Here is an 18,194-nt window from a genome sequence, read left to right on the forward strand (position 1 = left end):
ATGCGGCCGGCTGCGTCGATTACCAGCGATAACCCAGGCGCGCATACCAGCGCCGACCCAGCAAGTCGTAGGTCATGGTGTCGGTATTGGCGTCGGTGTAGCTCTGGATGAAGGGCGGCTGCTTGTCGAACAGATTGTCGATGCCGAACGACACGTCCCAGGATTTGACCGGCGAGTACTTCAACTGCACGTTGTGGTAGGCCACGCTCGGCGCATGGTCGCCGATGTCGCCGCGCGCGGCGTTGATGTCGTCGGCGTTGCCGATGTACTGCAGGCTGTAGCTGCCCGACCAGGCATCGCGGTTCATCGTCAGCGAGGAAAACGCGCGCCAGCGGGTGTAGCTGCCGCGGCCGCCGGTGATCTTGCCGGCGTAGCCGATCACTTCCGCGCCGGGGAACGGCCGTACGTCGTACTTGTCGAGATAGGACACATCCAGGCTGAAGCTGGAATCGAAGCCGCCCAGCTCGAACTCGTACAGGCCGCCCAGGTCGATGCCCGAGACGCGTTCGTTGGCGGCATTGACCGGCTGCGAGGACAGGAAATCGACCTCGCCGGTCACCGGGTTGCGGGTGAAGTTGTCCCGTCCGCAGAACGGATGCGCCAGGCCGGGGGTGTTGTAGCAGATCGCCAGCTTGGTCGATCCGTCGATGCGCTGGATGGCGTTGTCGATGCGGATGTTGAAGTAGTCGGCGGTCAGGGTCAGCCCGGGCGCGAAGCCCGGCGTCCACACCATGCCCACGGTCAGCGAGCGCGCGTCTTCCGGTTCCAGGTCCTTGTTGCCGCCGGAGGTGGTCAGGATGGTATTGCCCGGCTGCACATAACCGGCCGGCACGCCATAGGCCTGGCAGTTCTGCCGCACGGTCGACCCGGCCGGCTGCGCGCTCCAGCCGCTGCACGGATCGGTGGTGGTCAGGTTGCCCTCGGCGATGCCGCCGAACAGCTCCGGGATGTTGGGAATGCGGAACGCGGTGGCGTAGTTCGCGCGCAGCTTGAGCGAGGGCACGATCTGCCAGTCCAGTCCGACCTTGTAGTTGATGTCCTCGCCGAACAAGTCGTAGTCCGAGTAGCGCACCGCGGCGTTCAAGGTCAGCGACTCGGCGAAGCGTCGGCCTTGCAGCAGCGGCACGGCGAGTTCGGCGAAGGCTTCCTTGGCCAGGTATTCCCCGGCGATGGGATCTTGCTGGTTGGTGTTGGCGATGCCGAGCACGGTCAGCGGGTCCGGGTCGCGCCAGCCGCGTTCCTTGCGCACTTCGATGCCCGAGGCGAAGCCGACCCAGCTGGCCGGCATCTCGAACAACTGGCCGCTCAGGTTGGCGGTGAAGCTCTTCTGCTCGTTGCCGCCGTGGTCGCGGGTGGTGAACAGGATGTAGTCCAGCACCCGCTGGTTGATATCGCCGTAGCCGAGGTAGTCGCCGCACGGGATCGCCGCGCCCGGCGCGTTGCTGCACACCGATCGGTCCAGGGTCCGGTCGACGCGGTCCAGGTTGGCGACCTTGGTCGAGCCGTCGGTGCCGGTGTTGCGGCCCCAGTTGATCGCGGCCGACCAGTCCCAGTCGGTCCCCAGCCGCCCTTCCAGGCCGAGCACGGCGCGGAACGTATTGGTTTCCTGGAAGAACTCGCGCGGGCCGGCTTCCTCCAGCCGGCGCCGCTGCAGCAGCAGGTCCTGCCCGGTCGGATTGGTCGGATGATCGGCGGCGATGTTGATCGGCCGGTACACGCCCAGGCCGCCGGGCGCGGCCAGCTGATTGGAGCGCCGGTTGGTGTACATCAACTCGGTGAACAGGCGCAGGTCTTCGCCCAGCTGCATGTCGCCCAGCGCGCTGGCGCTGATGCGCTTGATCGGATTGACGGCGTTGAGGGTCGGGTTGCCGTTGTAGTTGTGCTTGGCCGCCGAATACGGCTCGAAGAAGTCGCCGTTGCCGCCGGGCACCTGGTTGAAATTGACCCGACGGCCGTCCGCCAGCAGCGCGCGGCCGCCGATGGTGGTGGAACTGCCGACGCATTGCAGCCGTCCGTCGACCTCGCCCAGGCCGCAGGGCGCGCGCGAAGCCATGTTGACGGTGCCGCCTTCGGAATAGCTCAGGCCGGCCATCAGCGAGCCCTTGTCGCTGTGCGCGCCCCAGACCAGGTCGATCGCGCCGTCGCGGCCGTCGTTCTCGAAGGTCTGGCCGTAGCGCACGGCCAGTTCGGCGCCGTCGTAGTTCTTCTTGGTGATGATGTTGACCACGCCGGCGACCGCGTCGGCGCCGTAGATCGCCGACGCGCCGTCCTTGAGCACCTCGATGCGCTCGATCAGGGCCACCGGGATCATGTTGAGATCCACGGAACTGTTGGCGCCGGTGCCGCCGTTGACCACGCGCCGGCCGTTCAACAGCACCAGCGTGCGGTTGATGCCGAGGCCGCGCAGGTTGACCTGGCTGGTGCCGTAGCCGTTCTCGGCCCAGTAGGCGTTGGACTGGCTGCCGGCGAAGCCGGCCGAGGCCGGCAAACGCTGCAGCAAGGTGTCCACCGAGGTGGCGCCGGAGCGCTCGATCGCCTCGGCGTCGACCACGGTGACCGGGCCGACGCCGGAAATCTGCAGGCGCTTGATGTGGCTGCCGGTGACCTGCACCGCATCGAGCGTGGTCGCCGGCCCCTCTCCGGCTTCCTGGGCGAAAACGTGTTGCGCCGGAGCTGCGCACAGCAGCAGGCCGACGGCCGCCGCAAGCGGCGCGCGCTGGAATGACATGGATCTCTCTCCCCGAATGATTGGAACGCGTTCGCGGCCGCTCCCGAGCGCTCCAAGATGAGGCGCCGAGCGAATGTCGGGATGCGGCGAAATGTCGCCTGGGGCGACTGGACGCGATCAGGCGATCGGAGGTCGGAACAACGCGGAGAGACGGTGGCGCACCGGCGGCAGCAACGGCGGGGCCAGGTGCATCGACGCCAGCGTGTGCTGGGCGCAGAACAAGGGCGCGTTGCGCCCCGGGAAGAAGGTCAGCATGCAGCTGCAGGTGCAGCCGGACAGACTGCTGCAATCGCAGTCGTCATGGTGCGGCGAGGGATCGGGAACCGGCGCGCCGGCGCCGTCGTCCTGGGCGAGGCGCTGCCCTGGCGCCTTGGCCGGGCCGGATGCGCCATGGTGCGAGACGCTGCTGGACGCGCCGTGCCCGAGTTCGGCCACGGCCATCCGCGTCGACGCCCACGCAGCGAAGATTCCATCGGCGCAGAGCACCAGAATCAGGAACATTCGCAGGAGCACGCGGGACGACGGCATGTGCGTGTAGCGAGACCGTTTGCTTGTCTATACCACAGCAATAGCATGCCTATACAAGTAGTGTCAAACGCTGGTGCGACGCACCATCGGCGGCCGTTGGCGCGTCGGTGCGGACCTGCAATGCTACTGCCATGGACGCGCCCAAGCCGCATTACCTCAAGCTCAAGCACTACATCCTGCGGCAGATCACCCACGGCGACTGGAAACCGCACGAGCGCGTCCCCAGCGAGAACGAGCTGGTGAAGAAGTTCGGCATCTCGCGCATGACCGTCAATCGCGCGCTGCGCGAACTCACCGACAGCGGCATCCTGGTGCGCGCCCAGGGCGTGGGCACCTTCGTCGCCGGCCCCAAGGCCGAATCGGCGATGTTCGAAGTGCGAAGCATCCGCGACGAGATCCAGTCGCGCGGGCAAGTGCACAGCGTGCGCGTGCTGACCTGCGAGGCGGTGCTGGCGCGCGCCGCGGTCAGCGCGCAGTTCGAGCTGGACGCCGGCAGCGAACTGTTCCACACCCGGCTGCTGCACAACGCCGACGGCAAGCCGCTGCAACTGGAAGACCGCTTCGTCAATCCGCGCTGCGCGCCCGAGTACCTGGGCCTGGATTTCAGCCACGAGCTGCCGCACCCGTACCTGATGCGGGTCGCCCCGTTGCAACGCGCCGAACATGCGATCGAAGCCGACATCGCGCACAAGCGCGCGGCCGCGCAGTTGGCCCTGAAGGAAGGCGATCCGCTGCTGGTGCTGATCCGCCGCACCTGGTCGCGCGGCCGGGTCGCCAGCTACGTCCGCCTGACCAGTCCGGCGGCGCAGTATCGCTTCGTCGGTTCGTTCGAGGTCGGCTGAGCCGGTCCGCCTCGACAGGCCCAACAAAAAGGCCCCGTTTCCGGGGCCTCGAACGATCGCCCGATAGTGGGATCGGCGTTCGCTCAAGCCCGCGCGCATCGGTGCTAAAACGGCCGTGGCGATCGGCGTCGGCTACGTCCGCGCGATCGCAGCGTAGCGGCTGGCGTCGACGATTCCCGATACCCATAAGGTTTGCATCGGTGGTCGCCGCTGACCACGCCCTGCGCAGTCGCCTCGAACGTGCGCACGAACGCGCACGAGCGCGCAAACCCATTGCGCACCCCCTAGCGTGCAGAAGGATCCGCCGCCATGTCGCAATCCTCAGTCCCCGGCTGTCTCGCCGTCGCCCTGCTCGCGCTGTCCGCCGCACCGGCCTACAGCGCGCCACCCACCGCCCAGAACAGCGCTGCCGCTTCCGCGCGGGCAGCGCCGCAATCGCCGTTGAGCGCGGTCGAGTACGAACAGCGCAAGAACCGCATCGTGCAGTTCTTCGAGCAGCAACGCGCCGCGTATCGCGTAGTCGCGACCACGCGCACCAAGTCCGGCCAGATCATCGACTGGATCTGGCCGCAGTCGCAGGTCGCCGACGGTGCCGTCGCGGCGCCGCCCGACGCGGGCGACAGCCTGCCGCCCAAGGGGCAGGCGTATCAGGCTTCTTCGCTGGCGGCCAAGGCGCCCGGCGCACCGAACCGCACGGCGCAGACCGAAGTGCAGCTCGACGCGTCGATGTGCGGGCCGAAGGGCACCGTGCCGGTGGTTCGCTTCGATGTCGACGCCTATCTGCGCCAGGTCAAGAACCTGCCGCTGGATCCGCGCCAGATCGTCAGCAAGGCACCGCCGGCGCCGAGCCCCGCGTCGAACAACCGCTACTACGTGGTCTGGCATCGCTTCGCCGATGTGTACGGCACCTCCGGCTACATCAACATCTGGGACACGGCGGGGCCGGTGTACGGCGAAACCTCCATCGCCCAGACCGCAGTGATCCGCGGCGTTCCGATGCAGGCGATCGAAGCCGGCAAGATCGAGCACGTCGCGTTCGCTCCGGCCTCGCAACCGGTGTTCTTCACCTACTTCCGCACCAACGATGCCGCCTCGGGCGATTGGGTCGGCGGCTACAACGCCCTGGTCCGCGGTTGGGTGCAGGTGTCGCCGACGGTCGCGCCAGGCATGTCGCTGGTGGGCTGGTCCAGCGTCGCCGGCGGTCCGCAGTACGACCTGGACCTGGAAGTGCGTTTGTTCAACGGCAACTGGTGGGTCAAGGCCGCCGGCCAGTGGGCGGGCTACTACCCCCATTGCGTCGGCGGCGGCGCCGCGCCGCCGTGCCCCAGCGGCACCTTGTTCTCGGCCGCCGGCATCCGCGACAAGGCCGACCGCCTGGATTGGTACGGCGAGATCTACGACAGCAGCGCGCCGGCGTCGACTTCGACCGACATGGGCAGCGGCGCCTACGCCAACGCCCAGTTCGGCCACGCCGCGTACTTCCGCAACCTGACCTACTTCTGGTCGGCCGATAACTACTGGTGGTGGGACAGCGGCTCGCTGTCGGTCACCGACGCCGCGTGCTACAGCGGCCTGGGCCCGTACTTCCACACCGACCCGACCTGGCGGAACTGGTTCTACTACGGCGGCCCGGGACGCGAAGGTGCCGGCTGTCTCTAAGGCGCTGCTGCTGGCGCTGACGCTGCTTTGCGCCGCCTGCGGCCGCGAAGGTCCGCAGGCGACGCACGACGCGTCGCGTCTGCTCGGCGCGGCGTGTTCGGCGGATGCGCAATGCGGTTCGGGTTTCTGCGATCGACAGACTTGCGCCGCACCCAACGACCTCTACGGCCGCCGATGCCGGCCCGCGCCGCGCGTGGCGGGCGCGTTGCGCGACGGGAAACTGAATGCCTGCGGCGCTTACGTCTGCGCAGACGGGCGCTGCCGCTCGTGCGCGTCGGTGCGCCAATGCCGGGACGAATACGGCGCGCCGGCGTGCAAGGCGGTGCCCGCCGAGCCGGGACTTCGCTGCGGACGATAAACGCAGGCCAGGCCCCGGAACGATTCCGGGGCCCGGCGCTGGAAGACATCGCCGCGGAGCCACCAGCGCACCGTCTAGAACCAGACACCGCTGTTCGGCCCCTGGGCTGGATGGCGGCTCTCTGGAGCAAGGCTGTTAGCGCCAGCCGGTGACTGGATCGCGCCGCACACCCTCGACCGATGGCTGTACCGACATACGCGGCTCTACAGTGACGGATGAAACGACAATACTGTAATTCGAACCAGCCTCAAGCTAAGGCGACGTGTACGGAAACACGTCAAGCGAGTTTGCGGGGAGGGGCGCTCTTGGTAGTTGGCCTGGCGCTAGTAGTCCGATCCCCTGCCCCTACCCTAGTGGCGCCCTGCTCTCTCCTAACGACGGCTCAGCGCGAGCCAGAGCAGGCTCGGAGCGCTGCCGGTACGGGTTGTAAACCGGGCCATCCCGAGCGATGCGCCGACACTCGGAAGAGCTATCGCACGCGAACGATCTAGCGCGCCAACCAGGTGTCCACGAAACCCCTGGCAACTCCACGTGCTTCGTTTCGCATTGCGATGCTGCGCTCAGCACAGTTGGCAAGAACAAGAAAAGCTCAGGGAGACGCTCAAGCTCCGTGAGTTTTTGTGCTTGTTGGTTAAATTCGGTGATCCAATCCGAGTCCGCCTACCCTGTCTCGGAACCGGATCCGAATGGACGGTATATCCAGCACAACTTAGTCGCAAGCTGCGTCGGCCAGGGCTCAAGCAGTCGGCGCGTCCTTCTTGTTGGTCCGTTGCCGCCAGTTTCAGGGTGGCTCGACCGCGGCTGGTCAATTCGCAAGCTGTAACGGGCCGTGCAGTCGGTTGCAGTCGCGAAACGTTGGACGGTTCCACTCCCAGATCCACAAATACCTATCCACAATGCCGATGGCGGAGAAACCTATGGCGGTGCAATCCGAAGACTTGTTCATTGAGATCGAAGACGTGAAGTTGTGCTATCGGATTGACGGCGACCCAGCGCACCCGCCGGTGTTGTTGATCATGGGCCTGAACTCCCAGTTGATCCATTGGCCGCAGCGACTCGTCGACAAGCTGAAAGAGGCGCATCGGGTCATCCGCTTCGACAACCGCGACAGCGGCCTGACCCGATGGCGGACCGGGGAGCCGCCCGCCGACGGGTATCGCCTTGTCGACATGGCCGATGACGCCGTTCAATTGCTGGATCACCTCGGGATAGACCAGGCCCATATCGTCGGGGCTTCGATGGGCGGCATGATCGCGCAGAGACTGGCGATCAACTATCCCGAGCGAGCGCGCAGCCTGTGCTCGATCATGAGCACCACCGGCAATATCTGGGTCGGATATGCGCAGCCCGGCGTCATTGCGGAGCTGATCAAGGAGCCGCCGTCCGACCCAGAAGGCGCTATCGATCATATCGTGGCGCTGTACGATCTTATCGGCTCGGATACGTATGCTGCCGAAGAAGCGCCGCGCCGTCGGGCGCTCGCCGAGGCGTCTTATCGGCGCTCGCTCGATTCGAACGGCGGCCCGGCCCACCCGGGCGGCGGCGCACGTCAAGTCGGCGCGATCCTGCTCGCGGGCGATCGTACCAAGGAACTCAATGGCCTGACCCTGCCAACGCTGGTCATCCACGGCAACGAGGACGCGCTCATCCACATTTCCGGCGGCAAGGCCACACGGGACGCGATCCCCGCGGCCAAATGGCTGGGGGATCCCGAGAAAGGTGTCGAGGGCATGGGGCACGATCTGCCGCAACCGCTTCTCGACGCGATCGCTGCCGGGATCGTCGCTCACCTCAAATAGCGTTCGTTCGCGAGCTGGGTCAACGGCGAGCGGCCCAGCCCGCGGAACAACCACCGACAGCCCGTTGCCGATAGCGCTTAAAAAGCGCTACGCACCCAGCGGCTTTCGCTCGGTTGCGCTCGTGCGGGCGGCAGCCCTAAACGAATCAGCTCCATCCCTTTCGGCTTGCGCCTGCCGCTTCCACATCGTCAGCAATACGCTCTTTTCCCGCTCCAACGCCCGGCGGGCTCCGGGGCGAGCGATCAGGCGCTCGTTCATGGCGGCGAGATGGGTCAGTTCTTTGACCGGCAGGCCCAGTTCGCGTCCCCAGGGGTAGAAGACAAGCGCATACGGGTCGGCCAGGGTGAAGCATTCCCCCATGACCCACGGCCGGTCTGCCAACAGCGCATCGATTTCCCGCAGTTGCGACCAGTACGTCTCTTTGGCCTGAGCTTTGATCGCTGCGTGCGTGGCAACATCTCCGGAAAACTGTTCGGGGTGGATGAATTGTTTGAAAGTCGGGTGCACGGCACCCGACAGCCAGGCGCAAAAGGCAAGCGTGCGCGAACGCTCCAACGCATCGGTGCCGAGCAGCTCCCCGTCGAGGTGGTTTTGCCCAATCCATCCAAGGATAGCGACGGTCTCCAACAGCACGCGTCCGTCATCGAAAGCAAGCGCTGGGACTTTTGCGCGCGGGTTGATCGCGAGATAGTCGGGCTTGAATTGTTCGCCTGTGAAGATATTGACCTTCTGGGCTTCGAATGCGACGCCGGCTTCTTCCAGCGCAACATGCGATGCCATCGAGCAGGCGTAGGGGCAGTAGTAGAGCGTCAGCACGGCGGGGGTGTCCTTGCGGCAGAGATCGAAGTTTCGGGGGCGCACGCTTCTGCCGGTTCATTCGAGGCATGACGACAGTGGCGGCGCGAGCGCTCGCTATGCGAACTGCCCTCGACACCGCCTGGCGCTCCTCGGTGAGGTATGGGCATTCGCGAGGCTTTGGTTGGCGGGCAAGATAGCGGGCTTGCATTTGCCACACAATCGGCCAAAGTTGCGCAGAACCTTTGCGAAAAATGAGAAGGTCCTTGGATCGACTGGAGACCATGTCGCTGTTGCTCGACAGCGTTGAGGCCGGCAGCTTTTCAGCCGCCGCGCGGTTGCGCGGCCTGGCGGTCGCGTCGTTGACCCGCAAGATCGGCCAGTTGGAACGGCAGTTGGGTGCCGTGCTGCTGATCCGCTCGACGCGCCGCCTGACCTTGACTGACGCCGGCCGACGCTACGTAGCGGACGCGCGCCGTATCCTGGCGCAAGTGGACGAAATGGAGCGCGAGGCCGCCGGCGAGTTCGTGGAGCCGACCGGACGTCTGGTGATCAGCGCGCCGCGGATGTTCGGGCGGCTGCATGTGTTGCCGGTGGTCGGAGATTTTCTGCGCGAACATAAAGGAATCAACGTCCATCTGCAGTTGCTCGACAGCAACGTCGATTTGAGCGCCGGCGCCGCCGATATCGCGGTGCGGATCGGCGCCTTGCCCGACAGCGCCCTCGTCGCTACCCGGCTCGGCGCCATGCGTGCGCTGCTGGTAGCCAGCCCCGCATTGCTGCAGCGTCATGGTGTGCCGAAACATCCGCGCGACCTAGCCGAATTGCCGGCGGTTGCGCTGGATATTCCATTGTCGAACCTTGCGGCCCGGGATCCGGCAGGCGCGCATGCGCGTTTGTCGGTGACTGGCGCTGAGGCCGCAATCGATGCAGTGAAGGCCGGTATCGGCTACGCACGACTGCTGCATTACCAAGTGGCCGATGCGCTGAAAGCGGGGCAGCTGGTCCCCATACTGGACGCTTTCGAGCCGGCACCGCTGCCGGTGCATGCGCTCCATCCCCCGCTGACGCAATTGCCGTTGAAAACCCGCCGTTTTCTCGACTACGCGAGTGGCCGGCTGCGCGCCTCGCTGCGAAAGATCGCCCGCAGCGGCGCCTCGCCTACGCCCGCGAGTTGAGGCGTCCGCCGGGAGCTGCGTCTTAGGCATTCACCAGCAACTTTCGCCTTGCCGCGCGATCTGCGTGCGGCCGCGATCGACTGGCCCGATTCAGTCAAGGCGCCAGTCGAGTCCTGCAGCAATCGCAATCGCGACACTCTATGCATGGATAGCTCTCGGCTCGGGAAGATTTTGCGGCGATCAAAAGAAAGACGTCGCTTTCGCGACGGCTTGCTCGCTCATTCAGCACGGGTTTTCCCCACCAACGCTCACGCTGCGCCGTGGGTCTCGGACCGCATCGGATGATGGCTTGTAAAAGCTGAAAAGCCCGTTGCCAACGTGGCGTTCTGAGCTTCATCCAAGGCCCATGCCAGGAGCGAAAAATGAAAAAGCGAAATATCGCCATCGCTGTGATTGTGACAGCGATGCTATCTGCATTCACCAACAGTCCGCGCAGCGCAAATGCTGTATCGCTCAATTCCGGCACATTGCTCGTGGTCGATGGTCTGGCGGGAACGAACGAGCTCGGAGCGTTGTTCGCAATCAACCGCGTAACGGGCAAACGCACGCTCGTCAGCGACTTCGGCAATCCGGCACAGGGGCCGCTCGGTGCGTTCCCTACTGGCGTGACTGTGGCCCCCGGCCTTCTTGGCATTGGCGGGGCGATACTCGTTTCCGACAGCAGCGCAGGCACGGACGAGAACGGTGCGTTGTTCGTTGTCGATCCGGCCAACGGAAACAGAAAGCTTCTGAGCGATTTCGGCGACGAGTCTCAAGGACCTCATGGCACCGTCCCTGCGGACGTATTCGTTGAAACCAGCCTGTTGGGAGCAGGCAGCAGGATCTATGTGGTCGATCCCGGCGCGGGAGCCAATGGCAACGGCTTGCTGTTCGAAGTCGATCCGGCTACGGGCATGCGTTCCGTCGTCAGCGACTTTGGCAATGCCGCCCAGGGCAGTATCGGCCAGTGGCCGAGCAACATTTCCATCAGATAATCGAGCCGGAATCACACCCATGAACAGATCGGCGGTTTTCGCATTCGTAGCGTCGTTGGCGCTATTCCAATCCGTGCACGCCCAGGCGCCCAGTTGCACGACACACAACACAAAGCTGATCAAGGACGGCGACGAATACTGCTTCACTGTAAGGCCACTACCTCAATGCAGGCCGTCATGCACCGCCACTTCGACGACCCAAAAGAATGTGGCCGTCCATTGCATCGCAAAAGGCGCGGCCGCGCATCATTTCGAAACGCGGATCAACGATGGCGCTCGGGACGTCGATTTCAGCAGGAAGCCCGTCACGAAAAATCTATCGGTAACCATTCCAGTCAGTTGTTCCTAGTCAGCAAGGCGATCCCTCTGGACGGCGAACCCACCACAGGACGCCTCGATTCGGTCCAGCACGCAAATAGAACTGAACCCGATAGTCTAATTTCGCGATGCATTGCGGCTTCACGAAGTTCACGTTTCGCCAACGCAGACTCTCATACGTTCATCTTCCCCAGCCCTCCCTACTCCACTGGACGGAGGCTGCTAACGATGGGAATGCACGCATAGGAGACCGATCGCCACATTGCGCTGGTTGTCGACGCTGAGGCCGAAATCGCGCACTGGCGCTCGCGTTACCGCGACCTGCCTCACTGCCGGCAGATGCGGTGGGACGATGTCAAGCCTGCGCTTCAGCTCGGCATCGACGCTTGTCTTAAAGCGGGCGGGCGCGACATCGTCGAAATGCTGGACGAGTCGGAACTGCGTTATCGGCGCACGGGTAAGGACTCCCGTCTGGACTGGCTCCGCGCGCGCGAGGTCGTGGCGGCTGTCTGGGTTCGGATTTGGAACCAGAACAAGGCCAGCCGCGCGCCCTCGGCCGATGTCGCCGATCTGGCGCGGCCGACCATCGGTATGCGGTTACGTCGAGCTTGTGCACTGCCGGACTCGATGGTTTAGGCGAAAGCTGCAAAAAGCCCCGGGCATTGATCGGTCAGCAAGCGCATCGACGCCGCAAGACGTAAGCTAGAGCGCTCCATATCCAGCGGAGTTCGACATGGCAACGCAGACGATGCATCGTGGCCGCTTGATCGATCACCTGCAGTTGGTGGTGAAAGACCTGGAAGCCAGCCGCCGCTTTTACGGCGCGGTGCTCGAGGTGCTCGGGATACCTGTCGGCGGCAGCGGCGAGGATTACTTCTGGGCCGACGAGTTGTTCGTCTCCAACGCCGACAGCGCCGCGGCGCAGGGCGCCTTGACCGGGCGTCATCATCTGGCCTTCCAGGCGCGCGACCGCAGCGTGGTCGATGCGTTCTACCGCGCCGCGCTCGCCAATGGCGGACGCGACCACGGCGCGCCCGGCGAGCGCCGCTACCATCCGGGTTACTACGCCGCGTTCGTTCTCGACCCGGACGGCAACAACATCGAAGCGGTCTACCACGGCGAGGCCGAGCGCAGCGCGGCTTCCGTCGAGATTTCGTTCTAGCCGCGCAGACCCGCAGCTGCTCCAGGCGGGTATGCGCTTCGCCCGCCTCAGCCGCGGGGCCCGCCCATGACCGGCAGCACGATTCGATTGACGTAGGACGCCGTCACCGGCGATGCCAGGAATACGAAAGCCGGCGAGATCTCCTCGGGTTGCGCGGGCCGTCCCATGTCGCTGTCCTGGCCGAACTTGGCCACCTCCTCGGCAGACCGGTCGGCCGGATTCAGCGGCGTCCACACCGGTCCCGGCGCGACCGCGTTGACGCGGATGCCGCGCGGCAGCAACTGGCTGGCGAGGGACTTGGTGAAAGCATGGGTCGCGCCCTTGGTCGCCGAATAGTCCAACAGCTTCTTGTTGCCGAAGATGCCGGTTTCCGAACCGGTGTTGATGATGGACGCGCCAGACTGCAGATGCGGCAGCGCGGCGCGGGCCATGTGGAAGTAACCCGCCACGTTCGTCTGCAACGTCTCTTGCAGATGCGCATCGGACAGTTCTTCGAGGGTGTCGCTGTGCTCTTGGAACGCGGCGTTGTTGACCAGGACGTCGAGCCGGCCGAAGGCCTCGATCACCTGCGCGACCGCCTCTTCGCAGAAACGAGGATTGCGCACTTCGTTGCACGAACGTGAGTTTTCGCCTAAGCATCGCCGACGCGTCGTTAACCGACCACCCTGCACCGTCTCTAAAGACATCCGATCTCCGCCGCCCTACTCCGCGTCATGCCTGCGGAACGCGCTTACGCGCGCAGCGCGGCCGACGACGGGCCGCCGCTAGAGCCCGTTCATCGCCAGCCGCTACAGGATCGCTCCCATGGCCAGCAAATCCCGTTCCACGCCGCACAACCGCCGCGCCGCCCGCAAGACGGGCAAGCCCTCTAAGGCCGCGCCATCCGTGGCGGCGCCCGGTTCGGCGAATGCGCCGCCTCGCCGCCCGGCCGGGGGCAAACGCGCGGATTCGCGCGGCGGCGGCGATGAACTGCACCAGCACGTCGCAGGCGAACACCAAACCCTGACCAGCAATCAGGGCGTGCCGCTGTCGGACAACCAGAACTCGCTGCGCGCGAGCGAGCGCGGCCCGACTTTGCTGGAAGATTTCATTCTTCGCGAGAAGATCACCCACTTCGACCACGAGCGCATTCCCGAGCGCATCGTGCACGCGCGCGGCTCGGCCGCGCACGGTTATTTCGAGCTGACCCGTTCGCTGAAGAAGCACACCACCGCGCGGATCCTCACCGAAGTCGGCGAGCGCACGCCGGTGTTCGTGCGTTTTTCCACCGTGGCCGGCGGCGCCGGCTCGATCGACACACCGCGCGATGTGCGCGGGTTCGCGGTCAAGTTCTACACCCAGCAAGGCAATTGGGATCTGGTCGGCAACAACATCCCGGTGTTCTTCATCCAGGACGCGATGAAATTCCCCGACCTGGTGCACTCGGTCAAGATGGAGCCTGATCGCGGGTTTCCCCAGGCCGCCAGCGCCCACGACACGTTCTGGGACTTCATTTCGCTGACGCCCGAAGCGATGCACATGATCATGTGGGCGATGTCCGACCGCGCCATTCCGCGGTCGTTGCGCATGATCGAGGGCTTCGGCGTGCACAGCTTCCGCCTGCTGGACGCGAAGGGCCGCTCCACTTTCGTCAAGTTCCACTGGCGGCCCAGGCTTGGCCTGCAGTCCATGCTTTGGGACGAAGCGGTCAAGCTCGCCGGCGCCGATCCGGACTTCCACCGCCGCGACCTGTTCGAAGCGATCGAGCGCGGCGATTACCCGGAATGGGAGCTGGCGGTGCAGTTGTTCGACCAGCAACAGGCCGACGCGCTGCCGTTCGACCACCTGGACCCGACCAAGCTCATCCCCGAGGAAACCATCCCGCTGACCGTGATCGGCCGCATGGTGCTGGACCGCTGGCCCGACAATTTCTTCGCCGAAACCGAGCAGGTGGCGTTCTGCCCTTCGCATGTCGTGCCGGGCATCGATTTCTCCAACGATCCGCTGCTGCAGGGGCGGCTGTTCTCGTATCTGGATACCCAGCTCTCGCGCCTGGGCTCGCCCAACTTCCATCAACTGCCGATCAACGCGCCCAAGTGCCCGTTCGCGAACCTGCAGCGCGACGGCCATATGCAAATGGGCGTGCCCAAGGGCCGGGTGAACTACGAGCCCAGTTCGCTGGATCCGACCTCGCCGCGGGCGACGCCGGCGGGCTTTCGCAGCGCGGCGATCGCCGCCGACGACGGGGTCAAGGGGCGCGTGCGCGCTGCCAGTTTCGCCGATCATTACAGCCAGGCGCGGCTGTTCTTCCGCAGCCAGACCCCGCCCGAGCAGGCGCATCTGGCCTCGGCCCTGGTGTTCGAGCTGTCCAAGGTGCACACGCCGCACGTGCGCGAGGCCATCGTCGGACATCTGCGCCACGTCGATCCCGATCTGGCCCGGCGCGTGGCCGACGGGCTGGGCCTGCAACGGCTGCCGCCCGCGCCGCCGGCCGCGGTGGAACCGGTGGATCTGCCGCTGTCGCCGATGCTGCAATTGATCGGCAAGCGCAAGGACACCCTCGCCGGACGTTGCGTCGGTGCGCTGGTGGACGAAGGCTCGGATGCGGCGGCCATCGCGGCGTTGCGCGAGGCGGTGGAGGCGGCCGGCGCGCAGTTCAAGATCGTCGCGCCCAAGCTGTCCGGGGCCAAGCTCAGCAACGGCCGTTCGCTGCCGGCCGACGGACAGCTTGCGGGAACGCCGTCGCTCGTCTTCGACGCCGTGGCGGTGGTGCTGTCGGAGACGGCCGCGCGACGTCTGGCGAGCGAAGCGGCCGCGCTGGATTTCGTCCGCGACGCGTTCGGCCACCTCAAGGCGCTCGCGGTGGACGCGGGCGGACGTGCGCTGCTGCGCGCCGCGGGCATAGAGGCCGATGCCGGCGTGGTCGCCGCGCAGCGCGCGGCCGCCTTCGTCAAGCTGGCCAAGAACCGGCAGTGGGACCGCGAGCCGACGCTGCGGACCCTGGCCTGAGCCCGCGCGGTACGGGCAGGCTGCGCGGTCGGCATCATGAGTCTTGAACCAACGCCCGCGCACAAGTACTGCGCCTATGCCTGAAGGCCCCACGATCGTCATATTGAAAGAACAAGCCGCGGCGTTCGATGGGCGCGTGGTGGAGCGTGCGGCCGGCAACAGTACGCAGGACATCCAGCGGATGCGGGGCCGCAAGATCCTGGCGCTCCGCTCCTGGGGCAAGCATTTCCTGCTCGAGTTTTCCGGCTTCAGCCTGCGCGTGCATTTCATGCTGTACGGCAGTTGCCGCATCGACGAGCGGCGCGAGGCCGCGCCGCGCTTAAGCCTGCAGATGGCGCCAGGCTGAGTTTTCGCAAGCAGCTCGGTCGCTACGAACGGCGCGCGTTCTTCTGCCCGCTGTGCCAGCGGCTTTACCCGCCTGCGCAGGGCATCGCCGGCTAGCCGATTGCGGGCATGGTCGGGCAGCGACTTTGGGCGCGCACGACGAGGCGGCGCTGACCCCGTGCTTAGCCGCCTAAGCGCCGGTCTGCCGGTGCGGCGCGTGCACCGGTTTGGACTCGGGCGATTTGTCCTGGCGCAGGAAGATCGACAGCACCACGATCGCCAGCACCGCGAGGAATTCGCTCTGCCAGTTCTGCAACGACTCGAACCAGAAAGACGCGCTTTCCAGGTGCCCGACCAGACTTTCCTCAGCCCGCCCCTGGATCTGCCGCTGCTCGTTCTCGTGCCGCCAACTGCCGTAACCGTGCAGCGCGAACGAGGCCAGGAACAGGCCGATGAACGCCAGCGTCAACGAGTTCGCATAGAGCTTGCGCCATACCCCGCCCTTGCGAACCGGCCAGGGAGTGGGGCCCGGATCGATCTTGTCGGGCTCTTCTTCGAATCCGCGCGATTCGGCCGAACCCAGCTGCCGCAGCCACACCGTCAGCAAGACGTACATGCCCATCTGCAGAAACTCGCTTTCCCAGTTCTCGAACGTCGCGGAGATGAAATGCCCGCTGCTGAAGTAGGCCGTCAGATCCAGTGGCGGCCGCCCCGCACGCACGAGTTCTTGGTTCCAGCTCGCCTGCCCGGTCAGTACCTGCCCCAGCAGAAACACAACGAAGATCGCGGTCAGCACCAAGCTCAGTGCGTTGCGTTGCCAGAAAGACGGTTCGCGTCGCATGGGCGATGGGTTCCGGTCGGAGGATCGTTGCCGCAACCATCCGCCGGTCGCTGTTAGCGCGATGTTCACGCCAAAGTTCACCAGTACTGAATTCCATCGGCATTAGGTTGCACTACGCAAGCAACGCACCTTCGCCAGCAATCGCCCCGGAGAAATAACGATGGCCAGCAAGAAAAACGACCGTGCGCAGTTGAACGAGCTGCTCTACCAGGCCTTGGAAACCGAAAGCGGCGGAATCGAGATCTACCAGACGGCGCTGGAATGCGCGGTCAACGACGATTTGCGCGAGGAATGGCAAGGCTATCTCGACGAGACCCGCCGCCATCACCAGATACTGACGACGCTCCTGACCGAGATGGGGCTGGATCCGCAGGCGGGTTCGCCCGGACGCGAGGTAGTCGCGCACATCGGCGCGTCCCTGGTGAAAGCCATGCGCATGGCTCAGCAAGCCGGCGACCCCCAGGCCGCCGAACTGGTCGCGGCCGAGTGCGTCGTGCTGGCCGAGACCAAGGACCACCAGAACTGGGAACTGATCGGCCACGTCGCCAAAAACACCAGCGGCAAGCAGGCGCAAGTGCTGATGGACGCTTACGAACAGGTGGAAAAGGAAGAGGATCACCACCTTTATCACACCAAGGGTTGGGGCCGGGAACTGTGGATCGCCAGTCTCGGCTTCAAGGCGGTGCTGCCGCCGCCGGAAGAGATCAAGCACGTCGAAACCGCGATCGGCGCGTCGCGCGCCGAACAGGCGCGCGAGCAGATGTTGAAGAAGAACTGAGCGACGGCTGCTCCGGCCTCGCATCGCTTCGTTACCGCCGCCGCCCGGAAGCGTCGCTTCCGGGCGGTTCGCGTTTTCGCCGCTCGCAACGCACGCACGGCTGCCGCCTCGATGCGCCGCTAGCGTGAGCGATTTCCTACTTCTGCGCTGAACGGTTAAGCCGCATCGGCGAATAGAAATCTATCTTCCGCGAATGCCGTTTTATTCACGTTGCGGCGACCCTGCGCTGCTTACGGTCGGCGACCTGAGGGACATCCTCTTCAACGCTAAGGAACGCTCACGATGGGTATGCAAGCTTTCGAGACCACGCATGAAATCGCATTGGTAGTGGATGCCGATGCCGAACTGGCGCATTGGCGTTCCGGATTTCGGCAGTTGCCGCATTGCCGGTCGCTGCGATGGGACGAGGTCAAGCCGGCGCTCAAGCTGGGCATCGATGCCTGCCTCAAGGCCAATGGCCGCGACCTGACCGAAATGGTCGAAGAACTGGAAGCCCGTTACCGGCGCACCGGCAACGAATCGCGCCTGGACTGGCGCCAAGCACGCGACCTCGTCGCCATGGTGTGGGTCCGCATCTGGGAGCGAAGCCGGAACCCGACGATCGCGTCGATGGCGCCGATTGCCAGCGGCAGCGCGACCTTGGGACTGCGCGTGCGCTGATCTCGCGCCTGCGCCGATCGCGCCGTCAGGGGCGATCCCGCCGGTGCTCGCCGCCCCCCACCCTGTCCCTTGGAGAACTCTCATGCTGCATTACGCCGTGGTATTCCTGGTTATCGCGCTCATCGCCGGCGTGCTCGGCTTCACCGGCATCGCAGGAGCGGCCAGCCAGATCGCCTGGATCTTGTTCGTGGTGTTCTTGATCCTGGCGGTGATTTCGTTCTTCCGCGGGCGCCGCGTCGGCTGACCCCAGGCAGGACGACCG

Annotated in this window: 17 protein-coding genes and 1 pseudogene; 13 read left to right on the plus strand and 5 right to left on the minus strand. The window is 65.3% G+C overall.

The features are described from left to right. Positions 1–19: 19 nt before the first annotated feature. Together BLU84_RS13890 and BLU84_RS13895 are read right to left on the minus strand one after the other, a co-directional pair. The gene (locus BLU84_RS13890) at positions 20–2,728 is read right to left on the minus strand and encodes a TonB-dependent receptor (protein WP_074868093.1); all 2,709 of its coding nucleotides are present in this window, start codon (positions 2,726–2,728) and stop codon (positions 20–22) included. A gap of 117 nt (positions 2,729–2,845) precedes the next feature. Next, positions 2,846–3,229 carry a CopL family metal-binding regulatory protein gene (locus tag BLU84_RS13895; protein WP_074868097.1) on the minus strand — a complete coding sequence of 128 codons (384 nt, stop codon included), beginning with the start codon at positions 3,227–3,229 and terminating at the stop codon, positions 2,846–2,848. 158 nt (positions 3,230–3,387) lie between these two features. Here BLU84_RS13895 and hutC point away from each other — a divergent pair, with 158 nt between their 5' ends. The 4 genes from hutC (at position 3,388) to BLU84_RS13910 (ending at position 7,914) form a co-directional block, all read left to right on the plus strand. Next, positions 3,388–4,098 carry a histidine utilization transcriptional repressor HutC gene (gene hutC / locus BLU84_RS13900; protein WP_074868103.1) on the plus strand — a complete coding sequence of 237 codons (711 nt, stop codon included), beginning with the start codon at positions 3,388–3,390 and terminating at the stop codon, positions 4,096–4,098. A gap of 309 nt (positions 4,099–4,407) precedes the next feature. After that, positions 4,408–5,757, plus strand: a complete 1,350-nt coding sequence (locus BLU84_RS13905; protein ID WP_083382573.1) for a neprosin family prolyl endopeptidase — start codon at positions 4,408–4,410, stop codon at positions 5,755–5,757. Further along, positions 5,741–6,115, plus strand: coding sequence for a hypothetical protein (locus tag BLU84_RS26545; RefSeq protein WP_139174997.1), 375 nt, complete (start codon positions 5,741–5,743; stop codon positions 6,113–6,115). The genes BLU84_RS13905 and BLU84_RS26545 overlap by 17 nt, the downstream gene beginning before the upstream one ends. 917 nt (positions 6,116–7,032) lie before the next feature. After that, positions 7,033–7,914, plus strand: a complete 882-nt coding sequence (locus BLU84_RS13910) for an alpha/beta fold hydrolase (RefSeq protein ID WP_074868954.1) — start codon at positions 7,033–7,035, stop codon at positions 7,912–7,914. An 87-nt stretch (positions 7,915–8,001) separates the two neighbouring features. Here the strand turns inward: BLU84_RS13910 and BLU84_RS13915 are convergent, their stop codons facing one another. Then, complete coding sequence (locus BLU84_RS13915; RefSeq protein WP_074868109.1) at positions 8,002–8,730, minus strand: glutathione S-transferase family protein; 729 nt, start codon at positions 8,728–8,730, stop codon at positions 8,002–8,004. A 263-nt stretch (positions 8,731–8,993) separates the two neighbouring features. Between BLU84_RS13915 and BLU84_RS13920 the strand changes: the two genes are divergently transcribed. The 4 genes from BLU84_RS13920 (at position 8,994) to BLU84_RS13935 (ending at position 12,341) form a co-directional block, all read left to right on the plus strand. Continuing rightward, on the plus strand, positions 8,994–9,887 hold the full coding sequence (locus BLU84_RS13920; protein ID WP_211664541.1) for a LysR substrate-binding domain-containing protein: 894 nt from the start codon (positions 8,994–8,996) through the stop codon (positions 9,885–9,887). Between the two features lie 362 nt (positions 9,888–10,249). Beyond that, positions 10,250–10,861 carry an NHL repeat-containing protein gene (locus BLU84_RS13925; RefSeq protein ID WP_139174998.1) on the plus strand — a complete coding sequence of 204 codons (612 nt, stop codon included), beginning with the start codon at positions 10,250–10,252 and terminating at the stop codon, positions 10,859–10,861. Between the two features lie 657 nt (positions 10,862–11,518). Further along, complete coding sequence (locus BLU84_RS13930; RefSeq protein WP_074868118.1) at positions 11,519–11,815, plus strand: hypothetical protein; 297 nt, start codon at positions 11,519–11,521, stop codon at positions 11,813–11,815. 97 nt (positions 11,816–11,912) lie between these two features. After that, positions 11,913–12,341 (plus strand): VOC family protein, encoded by a 429-nt coding sequence (locus BLU84_RS13935; RefSeq protein ID WP_074868121.1) that lies wholly within the window; start codon positions 11,913–11,915, stop codon positions 12,339–12,341. 47 nt (positions 12,342–12,388) lie between these two features. On the opposite strand, the pseudogene BLU84_RS13940 reads toward BLU84_RS13935, so the two are convergent. Continuing rightward, positions 12,389–12,949, minus strand: a pseudogene (locus BLU84_RS13940) (SDR family oxidoreductase); the annotation flags it as partial. A 196-nt stretch (positions 12,950–13,145) separates the two neighbouring features. Between BLU84_RS13940 and BLU84_RS13945 the strand changes: the two are divergent. Both BLU84_RS13945 and BLU84_RS13950 read left to right on the plus strand, forming a co-directional pair. After that, on the plus strand, positions 13,146–15,329 hold the full coding sequence (locus BLU84_RS13945; RefSeq protein WP_083382575.1) for a catalase: 2,184 nt from the start codon (positions 13,146–13,148) through the stop codon (positions 15,327–15,329). Between the two features lie 76 nt (positions 15,330–15,405). Further along, positions 15,406–15,675 (plus strand): DNA-formamidopyrimidine glycosylase family protein, encoded by a 270-nt coding sequence (locus tag BLU84_RS13950; protein WP_139174999.1) that lies wholly within the window; start codon positions 15,406–15,408, stop codon positions 15,673–15,675. A gap of 168 nt (positions 15,676–15,843) precedes the next feature. Here BLU84_RS13950 and BLU84_RS13955 read toward each other — a convergent pair whose 3' ends face one another. After that, complete coding sequence (locus tag BLU84_RS13955; RefSeq protein ID WP_074868123.1) at positions 15,844–16,494, minus strand: DUF6766 family protein; 651 nt, start codon at positions 16,492–16,494, stop codon at positions 15,844–15,846. Positions 16,495–16,654: 160 nt separating this feature from the next. On the opposite strand from BLU84_RS13955, the gene BLU84_RS13960 reads away from it, so the two are divergent. The 3 genes from BLU84_RS13960 to BLU84_RS13970 all read left to right on the plus strand — a co-directional run bounded on the left by BLU84_RS13960 (position 16,655) and on the right by BLU84_RS13970 (position 18,176). Then, positions 16,655–17,272: a ferritin family protein gene (locus BLU84_RS13960; RefSeq protein ID WP_074868125.1), complete on the plus strand. Its 618-nt coding sequence runs from the start codon at positions 16,655–16,657 to the stop codon at positions 17,270–17,272. A 282-nt stretch (positions 17,273–17,554) separates the two neighbouring features. Next, complete coding sequence (locus BLU84_RS13965; RefSeq protein WP_139175000.1) at positions 17,555–17,932, plus strand: hypothetical protein; 378 nt, start codon at positions 17,555–17,557, stop codon at positions 17,930–17,932. Positions 17,933–18,014: 82 nt separating this feature from the next. After that, entirely contained in the window at positions 18,015–18,176 is a 162-nt protein-coding gene (locus BLU84_RS13970) for a DUF1328 domain-containing protein (protein ID WP_074868132.1), read from the plus strand. Positions 18,177–18,194: the final 18 nt, after the last annotated feature.

The sequence above is a fragment of the Lysobacter enzymogenes genome (genome assembly GCF_900106525.1).
In the GTDB taxonomy this organism is placed as follows: domain Bacteria; phylum Pseudomonadota; class Gammaproteobacteria; order Xanthomonadales; family Xanthomonadaceae; genus Lysobacter; species Lysobacter enzymogenes.

What these genes read in the sequence shown, in the direction of transcription:
- BLU84_RS13970 (WP_074868132.1), top strand. Translation starts at nt 18,015, where the DNA reads ATGCTGCATTACGCCGTGGTATTCCTGGTTATCGCGCTCATCGCCGGC.
- BLU84_RS13890 (WP_074868093.1), bottom strand. Translation starts at nt 2,728, where the DNA reads ATGTCATTCCAGCGCGCGCCGCTTGCGGCGGCCGTCGGCCTGCTGCTG.
- BLU84_RS13905 (WP_083382573.1), top strand. Translation starts at nt 4,408, where the DNA reads ATGTCGCAATCCTCAGTCCCCGGCTGTCTCGCCGTCGCCCTGCTCGCG.
- BLU84_RS13895 (WP_074868097.1), bottom strand. Translation starts at nt 3,229, where the DNA reads ATGTTCCTGATTCTGGTGCTCTGCGCCGATGGAATCTTCGCTGCGTGG.
- BLU84_RS13945 (WP_083382575.1), top strand. Translation starts at nt 13,146, where the DNA reads ATGGCCAGCAAATCCCGTTCCACGCCGCACAACCGCCGCGCCGCCCGC.
- BLU84_RS13930 (WP_074868118.1), top strand. Translation starts at nt 11,519, where the DNA reads ATGCGGTGGGACGATGTCAAGCCTGCGCTTCAGCTCGGCATCGACGCT.
- BLU84_RS13960 (WP_074868125.1), top strand. Translation starts at nt 16,655, where the DNA reads ATGGCCAGCAAGAAAAACGACCGTGCGCAGTTGAACGAGCTGCTCTAC.
- BLU84_RS13920 (WP_211664541.1), top strand. Translation starts at nt 8,994, where the DNA reads ATGTCGCTGTTGCTCGACAGCGTTGAGGCCGGCAGCTTTTCAGCCGCC.
- BLU84_RS13925 (WP_139174998.1), top strand. Translation starts at nt 10,250, where the DNA reads ATGAAAAAGCGAAATATCGCCATCGCTGTGATTGTGACAGCGATGCTA.
- BLU84_RS13910 (WP_074868954.1), top strand. Translation starts at nt 7,033, where the DNA reads ATGGCGGTGCAATCCGAAGACTTGTTCATTGAGATCGAAGACGTGAAG.
- BLU84_RS13935 (WP_074868121.1), top strand. Translation starts at nt 11,913, where the DNA reads ATGGCAACGCAGACGATGCATCGTGGCCGCTTGATCGATCACCTGCAG.
- BLU84_RS13955 (WP_074868123.1), bottom strand. Translation starts at nt 16,494, where the DNA reads ATGCGACGCGAACCGTCTTTCTGGCAACGCAACGCACTGAGCTTGGTG.
- BLU84_RS13965 (WP_139175000.1), top strand. Translation starts at nt 17,555, where the DNA reads ATGGGTATGCAAGCTTTCGAGACCACGCATGAAATCGCATTGGTAGTG.
- BLU84_RS13950 (WP_139174999.1), top strand. Translation starts at nt 15,406, where the DNA reads ATGCCTGAAGGCCCCACGATCGTCATATTGAAAGAACAAGCCGCGGCG.
- hutC (WP_074868103.1), top strand. Translation starts at nt 3,388, where the DNA reads ATGGACGCGCCCAAGCCGCATTACCTCAAGCTCAAGCACTACATCCTG.